This window comes from Fodinicurvata sp. EGI_FJ10296, assembly GCF_040712075.1.
In the GTDB taxonomy this organism is placed as follows: Bacteria; Pseudomonadota; Alphaproteobacteria; order DSM-16000; family Inquilinaceae; genus JBFCVL01.
In genome coordinates, this window is record NZ_JBFCVL010000002.1 from 375100 (window position 1) to 392577 (window position 17478).

The 17478-nt window shown below is 62.3% G+C and carries 16 protein-coding genes; 4 read left to right on the top strand and 12 right to left on the bottom strand.

Annotated features, from left to right (window positions below; genetic code table 11):
- Window positions 1-36 precede the first annotated feature (36 nt).
- Window positions 37-1494, bottom strand: a complete 1458-nt coding sequence (locus ABZ728_RS05165; protein WP_366654812.1) for an NAD-dependent succinate-semialdehyde dehydrogenase — start codon at window positions 1492-1494, stop codon at window positions 37-39.
- Window positions 1481-2605 (bottom strand): hypothetical protein, encoded by a 1125-nt coding sequence (locus ABZ728_RS05170; RefSeq protein WP_366654813.1) that lies wholly within the window; start codon window positions 2603-2605, stop codon window positions 1481-1483. Before ABZ728_RS05170 ends, ABZ728_RS05165 begins: the two co-directional genes overlap by 14 nt.
- A 252-nt stretch (window positions 2606-2857) precedes the next feature.
- Between ABZ728_RS05170 and ABZ728_RS05175 the strand changes: the two genes are divergently transcribed.
- A complete protein-coding gene (locus ABZ728_RS05175; protein ID WP_366654814.1) occupies window positions 2858-3220 on the top strand; it encodes a ribbon-helix-helix domain-containing protein in 363 nt (120 codons plus the stop codon).
- Between the two features lie 133 nt (window positions 3221-3353).
- Here ABZ728_RS05175 and glmS read toward each other — a convergent pair whose 3' ends face one another.
- Window positions 3354-5177, bottom strand: coding sequence for a glutamine--fructose-6-phosphate transaminase (isomerizing) (glmS, locus tag ABZ728_RS05180; RefSeq protein ID WP_366654816.1), 1824 nt, complete (start codon window positions 5175-5177; stop codon window positions 3354-3356).
- A 54-nt stretch (window positions 5178-5231) separates the two neighbouring features.
- Complete coding sequence (gene glmU, locus ABZ728_RS05185) at window positions 5232-6638, bottom strand: bifunctional UDP-N-acetylglucosamine diphosphorylase/glucosamine-1-phosphate N-acetyltransferase GlmU (protein ID WP_366654817.1); 1407 nt, start codon at window positions 6636-6638, stop codon at window positions 5232-5234.
- 223 nt (window positions 6639-6861) lie between these two features.
- Between glmU and ABZ728_RS05190 the strand changes: the two genes are divergently transcribed.
- Window positions 6862-7545: an HAD hydrolase-like protein gene (locus ABZ728_RS05190; protein ID WP_366654819.1), complete on the top strand. Its 684-nt coding sequence runs from the start codon at window positions 6862-6864 to the stop codon at window positions 7543-7545.
- Window positions 7546-7573: 28 nt separating this feature from the next.
- On the opposite strand, the gene ABZ728_RS05195 is transcribed toward ABZ728_RS05190, so the two are convergent.
- The 5 genes from ABZ728_RS05195 to ABZ728_RS05215 form a co-directional block, all read right to left on the bottom strand.
- On the bottom strand, window positions 7574-8092 hold the full coding sequence (locus ABZ728_RS05195) for a type II toxin-antitoxin system RatA family toxin (protein ID WP_366654821.1): 519 nt from the start codon (window positions 8090-8092) through the stop codon (window positions 7574-7576).
- Window positions 8093-8262: 170 nt separating this feature from the next.
- Entirely contained in the window at window positions 8263-9099 is an 837-nt protein-coding gene (locus tag ABZ728_RS05200; protein WP_366654823.1) for a DUF3108 domain-containing protein, read from the bottom strand.
- Between the two features lie 90 nt (window positions 9100-9189).
- Window positions 9190-10677, bottom strand: coding sequence for a tripartite tricarboxylate transporter permease (locus ABZ728_RS05205; protein WP_366654824.1), 1488 nt, complete (start codon window positions 10675-10677; stop codon window positions 9190-9192).
- A 109-nt stretch (window positions 10678-10786) separates the two neighbouring features.
- On the bottom strand, window positions 10787-11263 hold the full coding sequence (locus tag ABZ728_RS05210; RefSeq protein WP_366654825.1) for a tripartite tricarboxylate transporter TctB family protein: 477 nt from the start codon (window positions 11261-11263) through the stop codon (window positions 10787-10789).
- Window positions 11264-11384: 121 nt separating this feature from the next.
- On the bottom strand, window positions 11385-12386 hold the full coding sequence (locus ABZ728_RS05215) for a tripartite tricarboxylate transporter substrate binding protein (RefSeq protein ID WP_366654826.1): 1002 nt from the start codon (window positions 12384-12386) through the stop codon (window positions 11385-11387).
- A 260-nt stretch (window positions 12387-12646) separates the two neighbouring features.
- On the opposite strand from ABZ728_RS05215, the gene ABZ728_RS05220 reads away from it, so the two are divergent.
- Complete coding sequence (locus tag ABZ728_RS05220) at window positions 12647-13555, top strand: hypothetical protein (RefSeq protein ID WP_366654828.1); 909 nt, start codon at window positions 12647-12649, stop codon at window positions 13553-13555.
- 379 nt (window positions 13556-13934) lie between these two features.
- Here the strand turns inward: ABZ728_RS05220 and ABZ728_RS05225 are convergent, their stop codons facing one another.
- Entirely contained in the window at window positions 13935-14609 is a 675-nt protein-coding gene (locus ABZ728_RS05225) for a lysozyme inhibitor LprI family protein (RefSeq protein ID WP_366654830.1), read from the bottom strand.
- Window positions 14610-15090: 481 nt separating this feature from the next.
- Between ABZ728_RS05225 and ABZ728_RS05230 the strand changes: the two genes are divergently transcribed.
- Window positions 15091-15513, top strand: a complete 423-nt coding sequence (locus ABZ728_RS05230; RefSeq protein WP_366654832.1) for an organic hydroperoxide resistance protein — start codon at window positions 15091-15093, stop codon at window positions 15511-15513.
- 74 nt (window positions 15514-15587) lie between these two features.
- On the opposite strand, the gene ABZ728_RS05235 is transcribed toward ABZ728_RS05230, so the two are convergent.
- Together ABZ728_RS05235 and pyrC are read right to left on the bottom strand one after the other, a co-directional pair.
- The gene (locus ABZ728_RS05235; RefSeq protein WP_366654834.1) at window positions 15588-16283 is read right to left on the bottom strand and encodes an orotate phosphoribosyltransferase; all 696 of its coding nucleotides are present in this window, start codon (window positions 16281-16283) and stop codon (window positions 15588-15590) included.
- 124 nt (window positions 16284-16407) lie between these two features.
- Entirely contained in the window at window positions 16408-17475 is a 1068-nt protein-coding gene (gene pyrC, locus ABZ728_RS05240) for a dihydroorotase (RefSeq protein ID WP_366654836.1), read from the bottom strand.
- Window positions 17476-17478: the final 3 nt, after the last annotated feature.

Here is a 17478-nt window from a genome sequence, read left to right on the forward strand (position 1 = left end):
TTCGCCCTATCGCCACGCCTTACGTCATCGGTAGCGTCAGGAATCGATGCCGCCGATATTCACGTATTTGAGCTCCATGAAATCGTCGAGGCCGTATTTCGAGCCTTCGCGACCGATCCCGCTTTCCTTCACGCCGCCGAAAGGCGCCAGCTCGGTGGAAATGATACCGGTGTTCACGCCGACGATGCCGTATTCCAGCCCTTCCTGCACACGATAGATCCGTCCGATGTCACGGCTGTAGAAATAGGCTGCCAGCCCGAAACGGGTGTCGTTGGCGAGACGAACGGCATCCGCTTCGTTCTCAAAGGTATAAACCGGAGCGACCGGACCGAAAGTTTCTTCTTCGGTAATCAGCATGTCGGTGTTCATGTCCGAAAGGACCGTCGGCTGGAAGAAGGTTCCCCCGAAATTGCCGCGCTCGCCGCCGACCATGACCCGGGCGCCTTTGGATACCGCGTCGGCAATGTGCGCCTCGACCTTTTCGACAGCCTCGCCGTTGATCAGCGGGCCGACCTGTACCCCGGATTCCAGCCCGTTACCGACCTTGAGGGCGCGCGTCGCCTCGGCCAGTTTTGCGACGAACACGTTCTTGACGTCCGCCTGGACAAGGATTCTGTTGGCGCAAACGCATGTCTGGCCGGCGTTGCGGAATTTGGACGCTATGGCGCCAGCGACCGCTGCATCGACATCGGCATCATCGAAAACGATGAAGGGTGCGTTGCCGCCCAGTTCGAGCGACACCTTCTTCACCGTATCGGCGCATTGCCGCATCAGCAGTTTGCCGATCTCGGTGGAGCCGGTGAAGGTGATCTTGCGCACCGTCGGGTTGGAGGTGAGTTCGCCGCCGATTTCGGACGCCTTGCCGGTGACGATATTGAACACACCCTTGGGGATGCCGGCCCGCTCGGCCAGTTCGGCCAGCGCCAGGGCAGACAGTGGTGTGTCCTCGGCCGGCTTCAGAACAATTGTGCATCCCGCCGCCAGAGCCGGTGCGACCTTGCGGGTGATCATCGCATTGGGGAAGTTCCAGGGCGTGATCGCGCCGACGACGCCGATCGGCTCCTTGGTGACCATCAGCCGCCGATCGGCCGCATAGGTCGGGATCGTCTCGCCATAGGCGCGTTTGCCCTCTTCGGCGAACCACTCGATGAAACTGGCGCCATAGGCGATCTCGCCCCGGCTTTCCGCCAGCGGTTTGCCCATCTCCATTGTCATCAGGACAGCGAGGTCTTCCTGGTTGGCCATCACCAGATCATACCATTTGCGCAGTATGGCAGCGCGTTCCTTGGCCGTTTTCGACCGCCATGCCGGCCAGGCGGCATCAGCGGCCTCGATCGCGCGGCGGGTCTCGGCGACGCCCAGCCTGGGGACGGTCGCCACGGCATCGCCGTTCGCCGGATTGATCACCGTGACGGTCGCGCCTTCGCTGCTTTTGACCCACGCACCATCGATATAGCATTGCTCCCGCAGGAGACTTTGATCATGCAGTTTCATTTGTGATGAACTCCCTCGTGGCGAATTTCGTCATCGTATCCGGTATTCCCTGCGCAGCGTCCGGCAGAGGAATAAAGGAAAGTGGTGATTGCGTACCGGGCGGACCGCCGCCGGGGTGAACATTGCCACCGTTCTCAGCCGTTCCTTCGCCCGCCGCCTTGTCACGATCTTCTGCCGGTGTCCAGTCGACGGACAGACTGCGCGCCGACCGATAGCGTTCAATCCATGCTTCATGTCGCTCCCTGAGCCGGTCGATGCGGTTTAGCACCCCCGGCGTCGGCGGTCGGGCCGAATCGATGCTGCTACCGTCCTCGAATTCGACGCGGCTGGCCAGAGCCGAAACCGCGCCTCGGTGCCGTTGACCTGCATAGCGCGCGGCCAGGTCCCCGTCGAGGTCGTCGGCAAGCCCGCCCAGTCCTTCTATCGTCATTCGCCTGCCCGGCAATAGCGGTCTGTCCAGCCGTACAGTAACATCCGCATCGGCCCGGGTGTTGCTTTCCCGATCCCTGAGCGCCACGTCGAGCTGAACACGCACGATCGGGCGATCAAAACCGTTTTCGATTGTTGCCCGCAGCCTCGCCCGATCCGCCTGATGTATGACGCCGCGGTCGATATCGGCATCAGCGATGCCCAGGGGCGAAAGCCGGATTCGAGCCGTGTCCCGGGCCGTCCGATAGTCGTCGAGCGGAATTTTTGCGTCGGCCAGGGCTATACCGGCCTGCCCCATCGCCGCACCGACCCGCTCGGCCAGGATGCCCGCCGCCCGGTCCATGAGGCCGGGTCCGGCGAGACCGCCAAACCCGGCATCGGCCAGACGCTCGACGATCGCCGGATCGGTCATGGCCGCGATTTCCCCGCGCATGTCCTGATGGGTCCGCGTCCCCGGCTCCGCCTCGGGCATGCCGTCGAGCGCAAGAAGCGTCCATGCCAGCGTGTCGACCACGCGGTTGCGATCGCGATCGGACAGATCGGCCGTCACGAGACCGAAACTTTCGCGTGCCTGCTCAGCGTCCGAGAAGTCCGTTTCGGGCGGACTACTGCCGCATGCCACCAACAAGACGGCAAACATCCACGGAATAAGGCGCTTGATGACGATCATGGTTTGAAACATAGGCGGCCCTTCGGGCGAACGCCAGCCCGGCACAGATCCGGCACTGGAACAGGAGTGCGATCGGCAGACCGACATGCTCTTCCGAATTTCCACGACCGTTCAAGACTGAACGTTTCCGGTTGCTCGGATAGTCAACAAAACGTGATATATTTCAGTATGAAAAGTTTTCGTTGCCTTTGACAACCTATGAATGTAGTGAGGGCGCGGTTCTCTCGAATACTGGCGCAACAGGATTGTTAAGGAGGCTAAAGGATGGACCGACTCGGATACGCACTGGCAAATATCGATCGACGTCAAACCTATATCCGGATGAACGTATCCTTTAATGGGCGGCGCACGTCGGTCGGGCTGGAGCGCGAAGTTCTGGATATGCTGACGGAGCTTTGTCTTGCCGAAGAGCTGACATTGAACCAGCTTTGCGCGCGCATTGCCGCGACTGATGGGCCGAACGGTGAAAATGGGGCGAAGAATCTCAGCCGTCGGCTTCGCGTCCTCGCCCTGACCTATAGCCGGCTGTTCGGATCGGCTCAGACCCTGGCGCAGACGACGGAGTCGCGAAATGCCGGAGCCCAGGCCGCCGGTTCGCCGACCGCAGCCGTATCCCGCGCCGCATAAAGTCGCGCACTCGTCAAGGCTGCCAGCGGGCCGCATTCACCGCCACATCCCTCCCGCCACCCTGCTCCCAATGTCCTTGGCAAAGGCCGGTGAACTCGGGTGAGTGGTGGCGGGATCGGAACGACGCTGGCGGCTACTCGACTGTTACCGACTTGGCCAGATTTCGCGGCTGATCGACATCGGTCCCTTTGGCCACCGCCGTGAAATAGGCCAGCAGCTGAACCGGCAGGGCATACAGGATCGGCGCCACGAAGGGATGGACGGTCGGCATCTCGATGCACACTTCGGCCAGACCATCGAAATGGCTGCTTCCCTGCTCGTCGGTGAATCCGATCACGCGGCCGCCGCGCGCGACGACCTCCTGAACATTGGAAATGGTCTTCTCGAAGACACCGTCGGACGGCGCCAGCACGATCACCGGCACGCTGTCGTCGATAAGGGCAATGGGCCCGTGCTTCATTTCACCGGCGGCATAGCCCTCGGCGTGAATATAGCTGATTTCCTTGAGTTTCAACGCCCCTTCGAGCGCCAGCGGATAGGACGTTCCGCGCCCCAGATAAAGCACGTCCCGCGCGGAAGCCACCCACCGGCTGATCGAGTCGATACTGTCGCCGTGATCGAGAATATCGGCGATCCGGGACGGTACTTCGATCAGGGCATCCGTTAATGCCCGCTCATTCTCTGCTGTCAGTACATCCCGGCCCCTCCCGGCGGCTATGGCAAGGCATGCGAGGACGCCAAGCTGGGTCGTGAATGCCTTGGTCGACGCCACGCCGATTTCCGGGCCCGCGAGCGTGCGCAAGACGACGTCGCTTTCCCGCGCCATGGAGCTTTCGGGCATATTGACGACGGATATGATCGTCTGCCCCTGCTCCTTGGCGTGCCGCAGCGCGGCCAATGTGTCGGCGGTTTCGCCGGATTGGGAAACGAACAGTGCGATGCCGTTCTCCGGCATCGGGGTTTCGCGGTATCGAAACTCCGATGCGATGTCCGTCTCGACCGGAAGACCCGCGATCCGCTCGAACCAGTACTTCGCCGTCATGGCCGCGTAATAGGCCGTGCCGCACGCCACCATCGTGATCCTGGGCACGACCTTCCAGTCGACCGGCATCGGCGGCAACGTGACCTGCCGGGTGCCGGGGTCGATATGGGCCCGCAGACTGTCGCCAATGACAGCCGGCTGCTCGTGAATTTCCTTGAGCATGAAATGGGCATAGCCGCCCTTGCCGACCATGGCACTGGATACCGAGGACTTCGTCACCCGACGTTCCACCGGGTTTCCGTCCCCATCCAAATAGGTCGCACCCGCTCGTGTCAGCTCGACCCGGTCGCCTTCTTCCAGATAGACGAGTTGCGATGTCAGCGGCGCCAGCGCCAGAGCGTCCGATCCCAGATACATTTCGCCGTCGCCGATGCCGACCGCCAGCGGGCTGCCGCGACGGGCGCCGATCAGCAGATCCTCCTCGCCGCGGAAAAGAATAACCAGGGCAAATGCCCCTTCCAGTTGTTCCAGCGCTTGTGCAACTGCCTGGCGCGGAGGGTGCCCCTGGCCCAGCAGATCGGTGATCAGGTGCACGACGATCTCGGTATCGGTCTCGGTCTCGAATTGGTGCCCCCGCTCAGCGAGATCCGCACGCAGGGCCTTGTAGTTCTCGATGATACCGTTATGAACCAGTGCGACATCGTCCGTCGCATGGGGATGGGCGTTGGATTCGCAAGGCCGGCCGTGGGTCGCCCAACGCGTGTGGCCGATGCCGCTGCGACCGGTCAGCGGCTTGCGCTCCAGCAGGTCCCGCAGGTTCACCAGCTTGCCTTCGGCCCGCCGCCTCTGCAGCTCGCCGTTCACCAGCGTCGAGACGCCGGCGCTGTCATAGCCGCGATATTCGAGCCGTTGCAGGGCTTCGACCAACCGGTCCGCCACGTCGTCATGGCCAAGGATGCCGATGATGCCACACATACCCAATTCTCCTGTTCACCGATAACGCCCCCGGGCCGGAGCGATGCTAGCCTGTTACTTCGCGTTCTTGCCGCCGCGCCGTTTGTCCCAATAGCGTCTGCCGCCATCGGGCGTCACCTTCTGACCGGCCCGGGCCGAGGCGAGACCGTTCGCCGGAACATCCGCCGTGATGACGCTGCCGGCACCGATAACCGCACCGTCGCCAACCGAAAGCGGGGCCACGAACGCCGTGTTGGACCCCACGAACACCCCATCACCCAATGATGTCCGCGATTTCGACACGCCGTCATAATTGCAGGTGATCGTTCCGGCACCGATATTCGTTCCGGCGCCGATATCGGCGTCGCCGAGATAACTGAGATGGTTGGCCTTGGCTCCGGCGCCGAGCCGGGCGTTCTTGAGTTCGACGAAGTTGCCGACATGGGCCGACGGTCCGACATCCGCTCCCGGCCGCAGCCGCGCGAACGGCCCGACCGTGGCCCCGGTCCGTACGGTGCAGTTTTCCAGATGGCAATAGGCGTTGATGACGACGTCGTCCTCGACCGTCACGCCCGGCCCGAACACGGCGCCGGGTCCAATCGTGACATCGATGCCGAAACGCGTATCGGCGGCAAGATAGACGGTCGACGGATCCGTCATCGTCACGCCGGCATCCATGGCGTTATCGCGCAGTCGCCGCTGCAATATCGCCTCGGCGACGGCGAGTTCGCGGCGGCTGTTGATGCCGAGGACCTCGTCCTCCGGCGCTTCGACGACGCGGCAATCCATCCCCCGTTCCCGCGCGACCGCGACGGCATCGGTCAGGTAAAGCTCTGCCTTGGCATTGTCCGGCCGAATGGCGCGCAACAGTTCGAGCGCCACGCTGCCATCGAGCACCATCAGCCCCGCGTTGCAGATTTCGACCGCGCGCTCGGCGGCTGAGGCGTCGGCGGCTTCGACGATACGCTGCAATCCGCCAGCCTCGTCGAGGATCAGGCGCCCATACGCGCCGGGGTCGACGGGCCGCATCCCCAGAACGACGACCGCGGCCCCGGTCTCGCGCCGGCTGTGCACCATCGCCCGCAGCGTCTCCGGACGAACGAGCGGCGTGTCGCCATAGACGACCAGGACATCGCCCGAAAAATTCTCGATTATGTCGGCGGCGGCAAGGACCGCGCCGGCGGTGCCGTTGCGCTCTTCCTGGATACGGACAGGAGTTGGCGCGCAGCTGTTGGCAAGCGCCTGCATCCCGGGCCCGACGACCACGGCGCTCCGCACCGCCCCCAGCGCCGACAGGCTGGCGAGGACATGACCAATCATCGGAATTCCGGCCAGCGGATGCATGACCTTGGGCAACCGCGATTTCATGCGCGTGCCCTTTCCGGCCGCCAGAACGATACAGGCCAGCCCGGTGTCGGGGATCGCCTCGCCCTTCCCCGATTCGTCCTGCCCCATTTCGTCCTGCCGCGTCGATGCTGCCATATTAAGGTTGCCTTTATATCATATACACACGTTTTTCGTGCATAGGGTGCCTGTGGAGGCTATACTATCCTGCGTTGTGCTTGTCGGCCCCGGAATCGACCACGAACTTCGTTTCGCGCCGAAATTGCCCGACCGCGCGGGCACGCCGGGATATGGGACGTCGTGCCACAGCATACGCGCGATCAGAAATCACCTTTTGTGACGACTTATTACAGGATGGATCATGGCTGATGTCGGATGTGTGGTATTCGATCTTGATGGAATTCTCCATGACAGCGCTGCCGGGATAACGGCCGCCCTGAACGTGGTCATGGACGGCGACGGCCTGGGCCCGCTTTCCGCCGATGCGGTGAAACCGTTCATTGGCGACAATCCGGACAGCATTGTTCCGAAGGCCTACAAAACCCAGGGTTTCGCCTTTGTGCCCTATGAAGCCAATCCCCGGCAACAGTCATTCCGCGAAGCGATGAAAGCCCGCGCCATTGCCGCCGACGAAGTCTTCGCTGGCGTATCGGAAACGCTGACAGCGCTTCGCCAGCGCGGCATGGCCATTGCCCTGTGCACCAACGGGTTCCACGACGTTACCGTCGCCACGATAGAGCGTCTCGGCCTGACCGGGCTGTTCGACGCCATAGTCTGCGGCCAGCCCCAGTCTCCACCGAAACCGGACCCGGCACCGATCCGCGAGGCCATCGCAACGGCACGCGCCGCACGTCAACCCGAAGGAAAAGCCAATCTGCTGATCATCGGCAGGAAAGAGGACGTGAAGGCCGGAAAATCCGCCGACTGCACAGTAATCGCTGTCAGAACCGGCTATGGCGACGGGCCGATCGAGAACTGGGGCGCGCTCGCTGTACTGGACGGCGTTGATGCCGTGCCCGGCTGGATCGACACTGCCGCAGCTTGACGGCGACACCCGGGGCCCGGGCGCAAGTTCAGCGGACGGGACCGGAGCTTCCGGCGACTTCGGTTTCGTCTTCGCCGGGCTTCCCGTCCCCGCTGGAACGGCCCTGGGCCTGATTGCGCTTCTCCAGCATCCGGGCACGCTTGTGAAAGGCATCGATCATGCGCAGGGCGGCTTGATGCATGATCTTCTCACCGATCTTCGACATCAGCCGCGAGCGAAAGTCGAAGTCGAGCTTGTATTCCACGCGGCAGCCGGTTTCGGTGGGGTCGAACCGCCAATGGTTGGTCAGATGGCGGAACGCCCCTTCAGTGGCACGCACATGAATTTCCCTGGGTCGCTCAAGGATGATCTCGCAAACATAGCCCAGGCTGAGGGCGGAAATGCCGTAGGTGACCTCTGCGACGAACTGCGTCTCTGAATCCCAGCGGATGATGCGGCATCCGCTGCACCCGGGGACGAATTCGGGATACTTTTCGACATCCGCGACGACATCGAAGAGGTGAGACGCGCTGAACGGCAATTCACGATTGGCGTGGTACTGCGGCATTAATTCGACGCCTTTCACTTAACGACACTCAACGAGTGGACCCCCGAAAAAAGGGACACCCAATGTTGCCCCGGGACCCGGTCAGAACTTGAAAAATCGGGTCGGCAGGGCGGAACCGCAACCCGAAGCGCGACCGAAACCATCGCCGCCGTGTCTGCGGCCCCCTCGCGTTATTGCCCTATCGACCCGGCTTCACGCAAGTGGATCAGAAATCGGCCGAACCGCGTATCACCCTGCAGGCGCACCGGCAGAACCGGTCCGTCGCTCAGCGGCCGGCCGAACCACACGTCCATTTGCCGGTCTGACCGATCCGCGCCGCGGCTCCAGAAGCTGTCGCTGTCCGCAGCGCTGAAGGCGCCGGACACCAGTTCGATGTGCACGCGACACCGGGTAGCGGGCCCTGAATAGGCATTGTAACGCGTTGCCTCCAGATTTTCCGACCCCAGTGAAGAGAAAACCAGGTCGAAACGTCGCCGGCCGTCATAGACCGGCGCCCGCATCTGGCAGGATTGCGCGTTCTCTACCGTTTGCATGGCCAGGATCAGGGCGCTCACCGGATCGAGCGCTCCCTGCAATTCGGACTCCGGTATGAAATCTTCGTGACCGGGGGCAGGCTCCTCGCGCTCGGGCGTGTGCACGACATCCACCGGCCGGCCCGAGTCGAACCGCATTCTGACGCTGTCCGCATCGCCGCCGCGCGCCTGGGTCAGCGTGTGAGCATCCGGGAGGATGCTGCTGCCGTTGACCGCACCGCGCGAATTTGTCTCCAGCCGCCAACTGCTGAAGACGCTCGAAATCCCCCGCAGATTTGCCCGCAGACCCAGAACATATCGCGCGCCTGTGAGGCTGACGGAAGCATCCGCGACGGCAAGATGGAGGCCGCCGAAATAGATGTCATAGGCCACCCTAAACGTCGGATCCGATGCCCCCTGGACCGACGGCGCCGCCAGAGCAAGCCAGCCTGCCGCCATTGTCGCGACAGCGGAACGCCGAGTAAACCTGTGCACTCGTTTCACCATAGTCGTCCGCATATCCTGAAAGGCCGGTATCAGTGACCCGACTGGCTATCTCAGGAACACGACGAATCTGAGGCATGGTCAGATCGGGCGCCGCTTGACGAGGCCGGCGATGATCGGTCCGGCCACGGAAACCACCGCCAGGACCAGCAATACCAGTGAAATCGGCTTGGTGACGAATACCGACCAGTCCCCGCCCGAAATCTGCAGGGCACGACGCATGTTCTCCTCCATCAGCGCGCCCAGAATCATCGCCAGTATCAATGGCGCCAGCGGGAATCCGGTCATGCGCATCACGAGGCCAATAAGACCGAACGCCAGCAGCATGTTGATATCGAAGGTGCTGAATTTCAGTCCGTAGGCGCCGATCAGGCAGAAGATGATGATCAGGGCCAGCAACAGGGCCTTGGGCGTTTCAAGTATGCGTGCGATGTACGGGATCAACGGAAGGTTCAGCAGCAGCAGAAAGATGTTGCCGATATACATGCTCGCGATCACGCCCCAGAAAACGTCCGGACGGGACTGAAGCATCATCGGGCCGGGCGTGACCCCCATCACCAGTAGCGCCCCGAGCAGAACGGCGGTGGTCCCGGATCCGGGCACGCCCAGCGTCAGCAGCGGCACGAAGGACCCGGTACAGGCGGCATTGTTGCCGGCCTCGGGCGCCACAACGCCCTTGATATTCCCATGCCCGAATGTGTCGGCATCGGACGCCAGACGTTTTTCCATCGAGTAGCAAAGGAACGACCCGATCGTCGCCCCTGCACCGGGAAGAACGCCGACGAAGAATCCCAGAAGGGAACTGCGGCCGATCGGCGCCGCGATCTGGCGGACCTCCTTGCGATCAAGACGCAGCGAGCCGATCTTCTGCGCCGATTTCGGTCCGGAGACGGACTGAAGCAGCATTACAAAGACTTCGGCCAAAGCAAAAACGCCCAGGGCCACGATCAGAAAGTCGATACCCTGCAGCAGTTGAAGATTGCCAAAGGTGAACCGCTGGGTGCCGGTCTGCAGATCGATGCCCACGATTGAAACCATGACCCCGAAAACCGCCGCGATCAGCCCCTTGAGCAGCGACTTGTCGGACAAACTGACCACCGCCGTCAGGCCCAGCACCATCAGCGCGAAATATTCCGCCGGACCGAACGACACGGCGACCCGCGAGAGCAGCGGCGCCACCAGCATCAGAAAGATGACGCCCACGGTTCCGCCGATGAACGACGCGTATGCCGCAAGCGCAAGCGCCTTGCCGGCATCGCCGCGCCGCGCCATCGGATAGCCGTCAAAGGCGGTTGCCACAGTTCCGGCAATGCCGGGCGCGTTCAACAGGATGGACGATGTCGAACCGCCGAAGACCGCGCCATAATAGACGCCCGCCATCAGAATAAGGCCGGATGACGGATCGAGCCCGAACGTGATCGGAATCATCAACGCAATGGCGCTGATCGGCCCGAGCCCCGGCAGCATTCCGATGATCGTGCCCGAAAGTACGCCGACGAAAACGAACATCAGATTGATCGGCTGAAGCGCGATCCCGAAGCCGAATATCAGATTGTTGAGTGCTTCCATGATGCCGGAACTTCCATTTTTGCCGAAATCCGAGCCGACATGCACCGCGGGATGTCAGTGACCGGCAAGGGAGCATCGGCCGGGCACCGAAACTGGAATGGGCACGGGCTCAGATAGGAAGAATGCCCCTGGGCATGGCGATCGCCATCACCCTGGTCAGTACGAGATAGAGCACCAATGGAATGGTGATTGCGACTGGTATGACGACGACCAGCCGCCGATATCCATAGTAGACAGACAGTGCGATCACCAGAACCGTCGACGAAACCAGGAATCCGAGTGGCCGCAATGCAAAGGCATAGAGGACAATGGCGAGCGCGGTCACCGCGACCATCGCCCAGGGGTGATGATGGATCGGCGTATCGGGCGCGACCTCTATACTCAGAAATTCACCATCACGGGGACGCTGAAAGAAGAGAAAGACGGCCATGACGAGAAGGGAAGTTCCGAGAACTTTGGGGAAGAGATCCGAATCGATCGGCCGGGGCAGCGGAAACTGACGGATCTGGAAGGCCTCGTAAAGGTAGGCCGCGCTGAATACGGCTATGACGATGGCCAGTATCTGGTTTATGTTGAGCCGGCGCATCTGATCGTCCCTGTTGTTTTCGCCATCGTTTCTTTGTGGCGTGATTTTCCGACGACCCTCGCTCTACACTGGCGCGGCCGATCGGAAGCCCCCCGGGACAAGCCCGGGGGGAAGAGCAGAGCTATTGTTCCAGAAGACCCAGATCGCTCAGGATCGACTCGAACTGGTCCAACTGCCCGTCCAGAAACTCGCCGAATTCTTCGCTGTTCTGATAGGCGTTCAACCAGCCGAGTTGATCGCGGGCCTCGATCCACGACTCGGTCTCCAGCACCTCCGCGAAGAGCTCTTCGTAATAGGCGACGGCTTCTTCCGGCATATCGGGCGGACCCATGACGCCGCGCCAGATTTCGAAGGTATGATCAATCCCCTGTTCCTCGAAAGTCGGCACGTCGGGCAGAGCGTCGATCCGTTCCGGCGCGGACACGCCGAGCGCCCGAATATCGTCGCCTTCAAGCTGGCCGACCGCCTCGCCGGCACCGGTCATGACGGCTTCGACATGGCCGCCGAGGAGATTGGTCATCGCCTCACCACCGCCGGAGAAGGCGATATAGTTGACCGTCGAGGCATCGATGCCGGCGGCCTGGGCCGCGTCCGCCGCTGCGATGTGGTCCATTGACCCGGGCGCCGACCCACCGCCGACCGCCAGACTCGGATTCTCTTCAATGGCATCGAACAGATCGGACGCTGTTTCGTACGGCGAATCAGCACGCACCAGCAGGATGGCGTAGTCGGTGATCAGCCGCGCGATCGGCGTGAAGTCCTGGTGGTTGTATTCAGACTGCCCGCTCAATGGGACGAGGATGATCGGCGGACTCGTGGCGAAAAGCTTGTGCGGATTGCCGGCATCGGCCGCAATCTGCGCCCATGCGACCGCACCGCCGCCGCCGGGGACGTTGATCGGCGGGAAATTGACCGGTGCGAGTTCGTTTTCCTGAATGACCTGCGACGTTGTCCGCACAAGCGTATCCCAACCGCCGCCTGGATTGGCGGGCGCGATGTATTCGACCGGTTCCGATGGGGTCCATCCGGTGTCGGCATGAGCCGGACCCGCGACCATGGCTGCCGGAAGTGCCAGCCCGACGAGGCTTCCGGCTACACTGAGAGAGCTGCTCTTCCTGTTCATCGTTTCCTCCTTGATGCACCTGTCGGTACTTTTTTGACGTCCGGACTCTACCCCAAGATCAGGTGACGAGGCCAGTGCGGATCACAAGCCTTGGCGACGCCAGCGATCGTGTTATCTTCACGGCCGTCCGGCAACAAAATGTCACCGGATGCTAATCATGCGACCGCACCCACAAGCGGGGCGAACGGTCGGCAGGCGAAAATCCAGTATGGCTTCGCCTGGCATTCAAAGCCGCAACAAGAATTTCCAAGGAGCATCACATGATACAGCGATCCATACTCGCCGGCGCCAGTGCGCTTGCCCTGGCCTTTGTCACCAATGCCGCCGCTGCTCAGGATACGGCGCAGGACCCATCCGACGTCATGCCGGAATCGGCCCATGATTTCGTCACCATGATGCTCGGCATGACGCCCGACGGGCTCCTGGAATACGAAAGCATCGAGGCGAATGGCGACGAAGGATTCGTCATGCTGGGCGCCGTCATGACGCCGCCCGGCGAGGAGGAATCGATCCTCGTCAATCGGATCGAGGTCGATCGCATGGACTGGATCGCCATCATGGCCGACGAGGAACCGTCGTTCCTGACCGCGACCATCTCCGGTATCGACATTCCGGCCGCCCTGTTCGAAGAGGAAATTGGCGACATCGGCTATGATTTCGGTGACCGGGTGGCAGCCGATGTCGCGATCGATTACGAGCGGGACGATCAAGCCGTCGATCTTCGCGATTTCGCGATCACGATACCCGACGTCATCGGGCTGGCGCTGGCGCTGGATGCCCAGGGCATCCCCGGTGCCGAGAAACTCGAAAACCCGATGATGGCCGCCGGCACCGCCCGTCTGGCCAATTTCTCATTGCGTCTGGAAGATTTCGGCGGGCTGGCCGACATCATTGCGGCATCGGCCGAACAGTTCGGAATGGACCGCGAGGAAGCGCTGACCATGGTCCGCGCCCAGGCGCCCATGGCACAGATGATGCTGCAGGGCGAACGGGGCAGCGAAATTGCAGCGGCGCTGATGGCCATCGTGGAAGATCTGCCGAACCTCTCAAACCCGATCACACTCAGCCTGTCGCCCGATCAGCCGGTTACCATGGCTGACTTCATGACGGCCACCGAACAGGATCCGGAGATGGTGATCACGCGCATGGGTCTTGGGTTGGACTACTGAACCGGGCGCCGCCGCCTCTCTCCCCCTCCCCGGATGCGCGAAGCGCAGTCCGGCAACTTTGTCTATCAATGCAGCATCCGCCCCTGTCTCATCCCCGGAGGTGCGAAGCACCATCCGGGGTCCACATGCACCGGTAGAGAGCTGGTAGTGTGGTCCCCGGATCAGCGCCGCGTCACGTCCGTGCCGCAGCGCGTCCGGGGAAGGGGAATTCTCCCGCGCGCATCCGCCCCTGTCTCCTCCCCGGAGACGCGAAGCGTCATCCGGGGTCCACATGCTCAGGTAGAGCGTTGAAAGTGTGGGCCCCGGCCCGGCGAAGCATCACTTCGTGCTGCATCGCATCCGGGGCAGGGTTTTATTGGCGATAGGGCTGCAGCCCTGATCAACAAGGCCTTTCGCCCACCCCACCGATGAACGGATCTGAAATACCGGGCGCCTTGTCGGCAAGCGGCATCCGGAACTCCGTGATTGCCGCTCTTGCCCCGCAGTAATTCTCCTGGCAAGCCGCGACCGTATCGGTGCGCACGACCATCGCGCCGCCCTCGTGCGTCAGGTTCAACCGGCAGCCATCGCTCATCGAAGTCCAGCCTGCGCCACTGCGTTGCGCAGTGAGTATTCCGGTACCGCAAGAAAATCCCCCGGAAAAGAACAGGAAGTCGAACCGCAGGTTTGCGCCCTGCTCCTGAAGGCCCATAACTGCGGCATCGTTGCAATAAAGCCCGGTCAACCCGGCACTTTGGGTCGTTTCCGGCAAAGTGAGTGCGTCGATGCGATCCCGCATGACACGCGACAAGCAGTCCCGATCCGAACCACAGGCATCCCGGCGACCGAGCCAGGCGCGTTGCTCGTTCAATATTCGATCGCTCTGGTTCTGCGAAGCGGCACCCCGTGCATCACGAAAGGCGCTGGCCATCTGCCGGTCAAGCTGTGAGAGATCGTCATGCGTGCAAATCGCATTCTCTGTGGGGGTTGCTGCGAGGCTGCAGTCGAAGCTCGCCTGCGCGTGAGAAATTGTCGGCGAAAGTATAAAAAGACAAATAAACCATAGATATCTCATGAGAACCCTCCAAAACGAAATCCAGGTCTGGCTGATTATAAATCACGTTCCCGATATCAGAGCCCATCAATTGGGTTACCCAAATTGGCCTGAACTGATGAAGGGGAATCTCACGCCGCCCCTGCATTCTTGAAGGCGTGGCTGGCACAACCGCCGTCCTGATCGCTCCTGCCTTGAGCGGGAGCCTCGCGCGGTGGCTCCGGACGGGCAAAACGTGAACCGGGCACCGACGGGTCGGGGCCCCTGAACAATGTCAGGAGCTATCAGGCAGGGGAGCGATCAGGAAGGGGATCGATCAAGGGATGACGCCACACGTCCGCTCGTCCGGATCCAGAACACGGGTCGGGAAAGCATTGAGACTCCTGTCCCCCGATCGCCACTTCACCCCTTGATCTGACCCGGTCCGCTTCCAAGTTGCACGAGACGGTACCGGCCATCGAATACCCCGATGTTCGGGCCGCCAATAGGGAAAGGGAAGTTCATGGATACGCTGTACAAGACCAAGGCGACGGCCACTGGCGGACGCACCGGCCGGTCCAGAACGGAAGACGGTGTCCTGGACCTCACCATGGTGTCGCCAAAGGAAATGGGCGGCAACGGCGGTGACGGCGTCAATCCGGAGCAACTGTTTGCTGCCGGCTACGCGGCCTGTTTCCTGGGCGCACTGAAGGCCGCGGCTGGAAAGGCCGGCGTAACCGTCCCGGACGACGCCACGGTAAGTGCCGAGATCGGCGTGGGCAAACGCGACGACGGCGGGGGATTGGGCCTGACCGTTGCGCTGACCGGCAACATTCCCGGCGTGGACAAGGCGACGACCGAGGACCTGATGAACAAGGCCCATATCATCTGCCCGTACAGCCATGCCATCAAGCAGACCATCGACGTCAAGCTGAGCGCCGCCTGACGTCCTGATCCGATCCTCTGCCCCCGACGTCGGGACGCCCGGCGTCAGGGGTCGCGAGTAAAGGGGCGCCCGACTTATCCCCTGTCAGACACACCGCCATGCGCCGCCGACCACTCGGCTGGCGCATGAAGGAATTTGCGGATTTCGTCAAGAGTTTCGGTGTCGAAATATGACTCTTCCTCGCAAACGCGCAGGACGTCCCACCATGTCGCCAGCGAGTGAAGCTCGACCCCGATCTCGTCCATGACCGCGCGGCTTTGCGGGAAAATATCGTAGTGGAAGATCACGAAGGCATGTTCGACCCGCGCGCCCGCCTCACGCAGCGCAAGGCAGAAATTCGCCTTGCTCTTGCCGTCGGTTGTCAGGTCCTCCACCAGCAGCGTATGGCTGCCGGCTTCCAGCGCCCCCTCGATCTGCGCGTTGCGGCCAAAGCCCTTGGGCTTTTTGCGGACATACTGCATCGGCAGCATCAATCGGTCAGCGATCCAGGCGGCAAAAGGAATACCCGCAGTCTCGCCGCCGGCAACGGTGTCGATCGTCTCGAACCCGACCTCGCGCAGGATCACGCTGGCTGAAAAATCCATCAGCGTCTGGCGCAGCCGCGGATAGGAAATCAGCTTTCGGCAGTCGATATAAACCGGACTGGCCCAGCCGGACGTGAAAAGGAACGGCTGCTTTGGGTTGAAATGGATCGCCTGCACTTCCAACAGCATCTTTGCCGTCATGGTGGCGATTACGTCCCGATCGGGAAAGGTGCTGCCGAATGCCATCCGCGTCGCTCCGAAAGCCGTCAACGATAGACCCGGGATCGGCTCCCCCGCCCCGGGCGCCGCTTGTATAGGGCAACACGGTCGCCAAGACAACTGGGGTGTCAGGAGAGTTTCAGCGAGAGTATCAGCACGCGGCCGATCCGACCTCGCGCCACGTCAGGGAACCGGGTCCCTTGAAGACGACGACGGCTTCGGCGCCGTCGCCAACCGCCACGGTATCGGGAAGTTCCGGCGCGCCACGCTCCAGTTCGATGGTGTCCTCATTGGGCGAGAAGCCATAGAACGCCGGCCCGTTCAGGGAGGCGAACGCCTCCAGCCGGTCCAGCGCCCCCGCCTCGTCGAATGCCGTCGCATAGGCCGCCATGGCCGAGGGTGCATTGAAGATGCCCGCGCAGCCGCAGGCATTTTCCTTGGTGTGCAACGCATGCGGCGCGGAATCGGTCCCGAGGAAGAACCGGGCATCGCCCGATGTCGCAGCCCGGCACAGGGCCCGACGGTGGCGTTCGCGCTTTGCCACGGGCAGGCAGTACATATGCGGCCGGATGCCCCCGACCAGAATATGATTGCGGTTGATCAGCAGATGCTGGGGCGTGATCGTCGCGGCGAGCCGGCCGGTCGTATCGGCCCATAGGTAATCGGCGGCGTCTTCAGTCGTGATGTGCTCCATCACCACTTTCAGATCGGGAAACCGGCGCCTCAGCGGAATGAGTTCGCGATCGATGAAGGCACGCTCGCGGTCGAATATATCGATGGCCGGATCCACGACTTCGCCGTGGATCAGCAGCGGCATACCGATCGCCTGCATGCGGTGCAGCGGCGCGTCGATGGCTTCGATCCGGCTGACGCCGTGGCTCGAATTGGTCGTCGCCCCGGCCGGATACAGCTTTGCCGCCACGAAGGTTCCGTTCCTGAATCCGGCTTCCAGATCGTCGGGATCGGTGCGGTCGGTCAGATAGCAGGTCATCAGCGGCTGAAACCGGCTGCCTTCGGGCATTGCCGCCATGATCCGGCTTTTATAGGCAGTGGCCGCGGCGCTGTCGGTCACCGGCGGCGTCAGATTGGGCATGATGATCGCCCGGCCGAACGTCCGGGCCGACCAGCCAAGCACCGCACCGAGCATCGGGCCGTATCGCAGATGCAGATGCCAGTCGTCGGGGCGGCGCAGCGTCAGGTGTTGCGGTCGGTCCTGCACGGG

Coding starts and splice junctions, on each gene's coding strand:
- ABZ728_RS05165 (WP_366654812.1), bottom strand. CDS start 1,494: ATGAAACTGCATGATCAAAGTCTCCTGCGGGAGCAATGCTATATCGAT.
- ABZ728_RS05170 (WP_366654813.1), bottom strand. CDS start 2,605: ATGTTTCAAACCATGATCGTCATCAAGCGCCTTATTCCGTGGATGTTT.
- ABZ728_RS05175 (WP_366654814.1), top strand. CDS start 2,858: ATGGACCGACTCGGATACGCACTGGCAAATATCGATCGACGTCAAACC.
- glmS (WP_366654816.1), bottom strand. CDS start 5,177: ATGTGTGGCATCATCGGCATCCTTGGCCATGACGACGTGGCGGACCGG.
- glmU (WP_366654817.1), bottom strand. CDS start 6,638: ATGGCAGCATCGACGCGGCAGGACGAAATGGGGCAGGACGAATCGGGG.
- ABZ728_RS05190 (WP_366654819.1), top strand. CDS start 6,862: ATGGCTGATGTCGGATGTGTGGTATTCGATCTTGATGGAATTCTCCAT.
- ABZ728_RS05195 (WP_366654821.1), bottom strand. CDS start 8,092: ATGCCGCAGTACCACGCCAATCGTGAATTGCCGTTCAGCGCGTCTCAC.
- ABZ728_RS05205 (WP_366654824.1), bottom strand. CDS start 10,677: ATGGAAGCACTCAACAATCTGATATTCGGCTTCGGGATCGCGCTTCAG.
- ABZ728_RS05210 (WP_366654825.1), bottom strand. CDS start 11,263: ATGCGCCGGCTCAACATAAACCAGATACTGGCCATCGTCATAGCCGTA.
- ABZ728_RS05215 (WP_366654826.1), bottom strand. CDS start 12,386: ATGAACAGGAAGAGCAGCTCTCTCAGTGTAGCCGGAAGCCTCGTCGGG.
- ABZ728_RS05220 (WP_366654828.1), top strand. CDS start 12,647: ATGATACAGCGATCCATACTCGCCGGCGCCAGTGCGCTTGCCCTGGCC.
- ABZ728_RS05225 (WP_366654830.1), bottom strand. CDS start 14,609: ATGAGATATCTATGGTTTATTTGTCTTTTTATACTTTCGCCGACAATT.
- ABZ728_RS05230 (WP_366654832.1), top strand. CDS start 15,091: ATGGATACGCTGTACAAGACCAAGGCGACGGCCACTGGCGGACGCACC.
- ABZ728_RS05235 (WP_366654834.1), bottom strand. CDS start 16,283: ATGGCATTCGGCAGCACCTTTCCCGATCGGGACGTAATCGCCACCATG.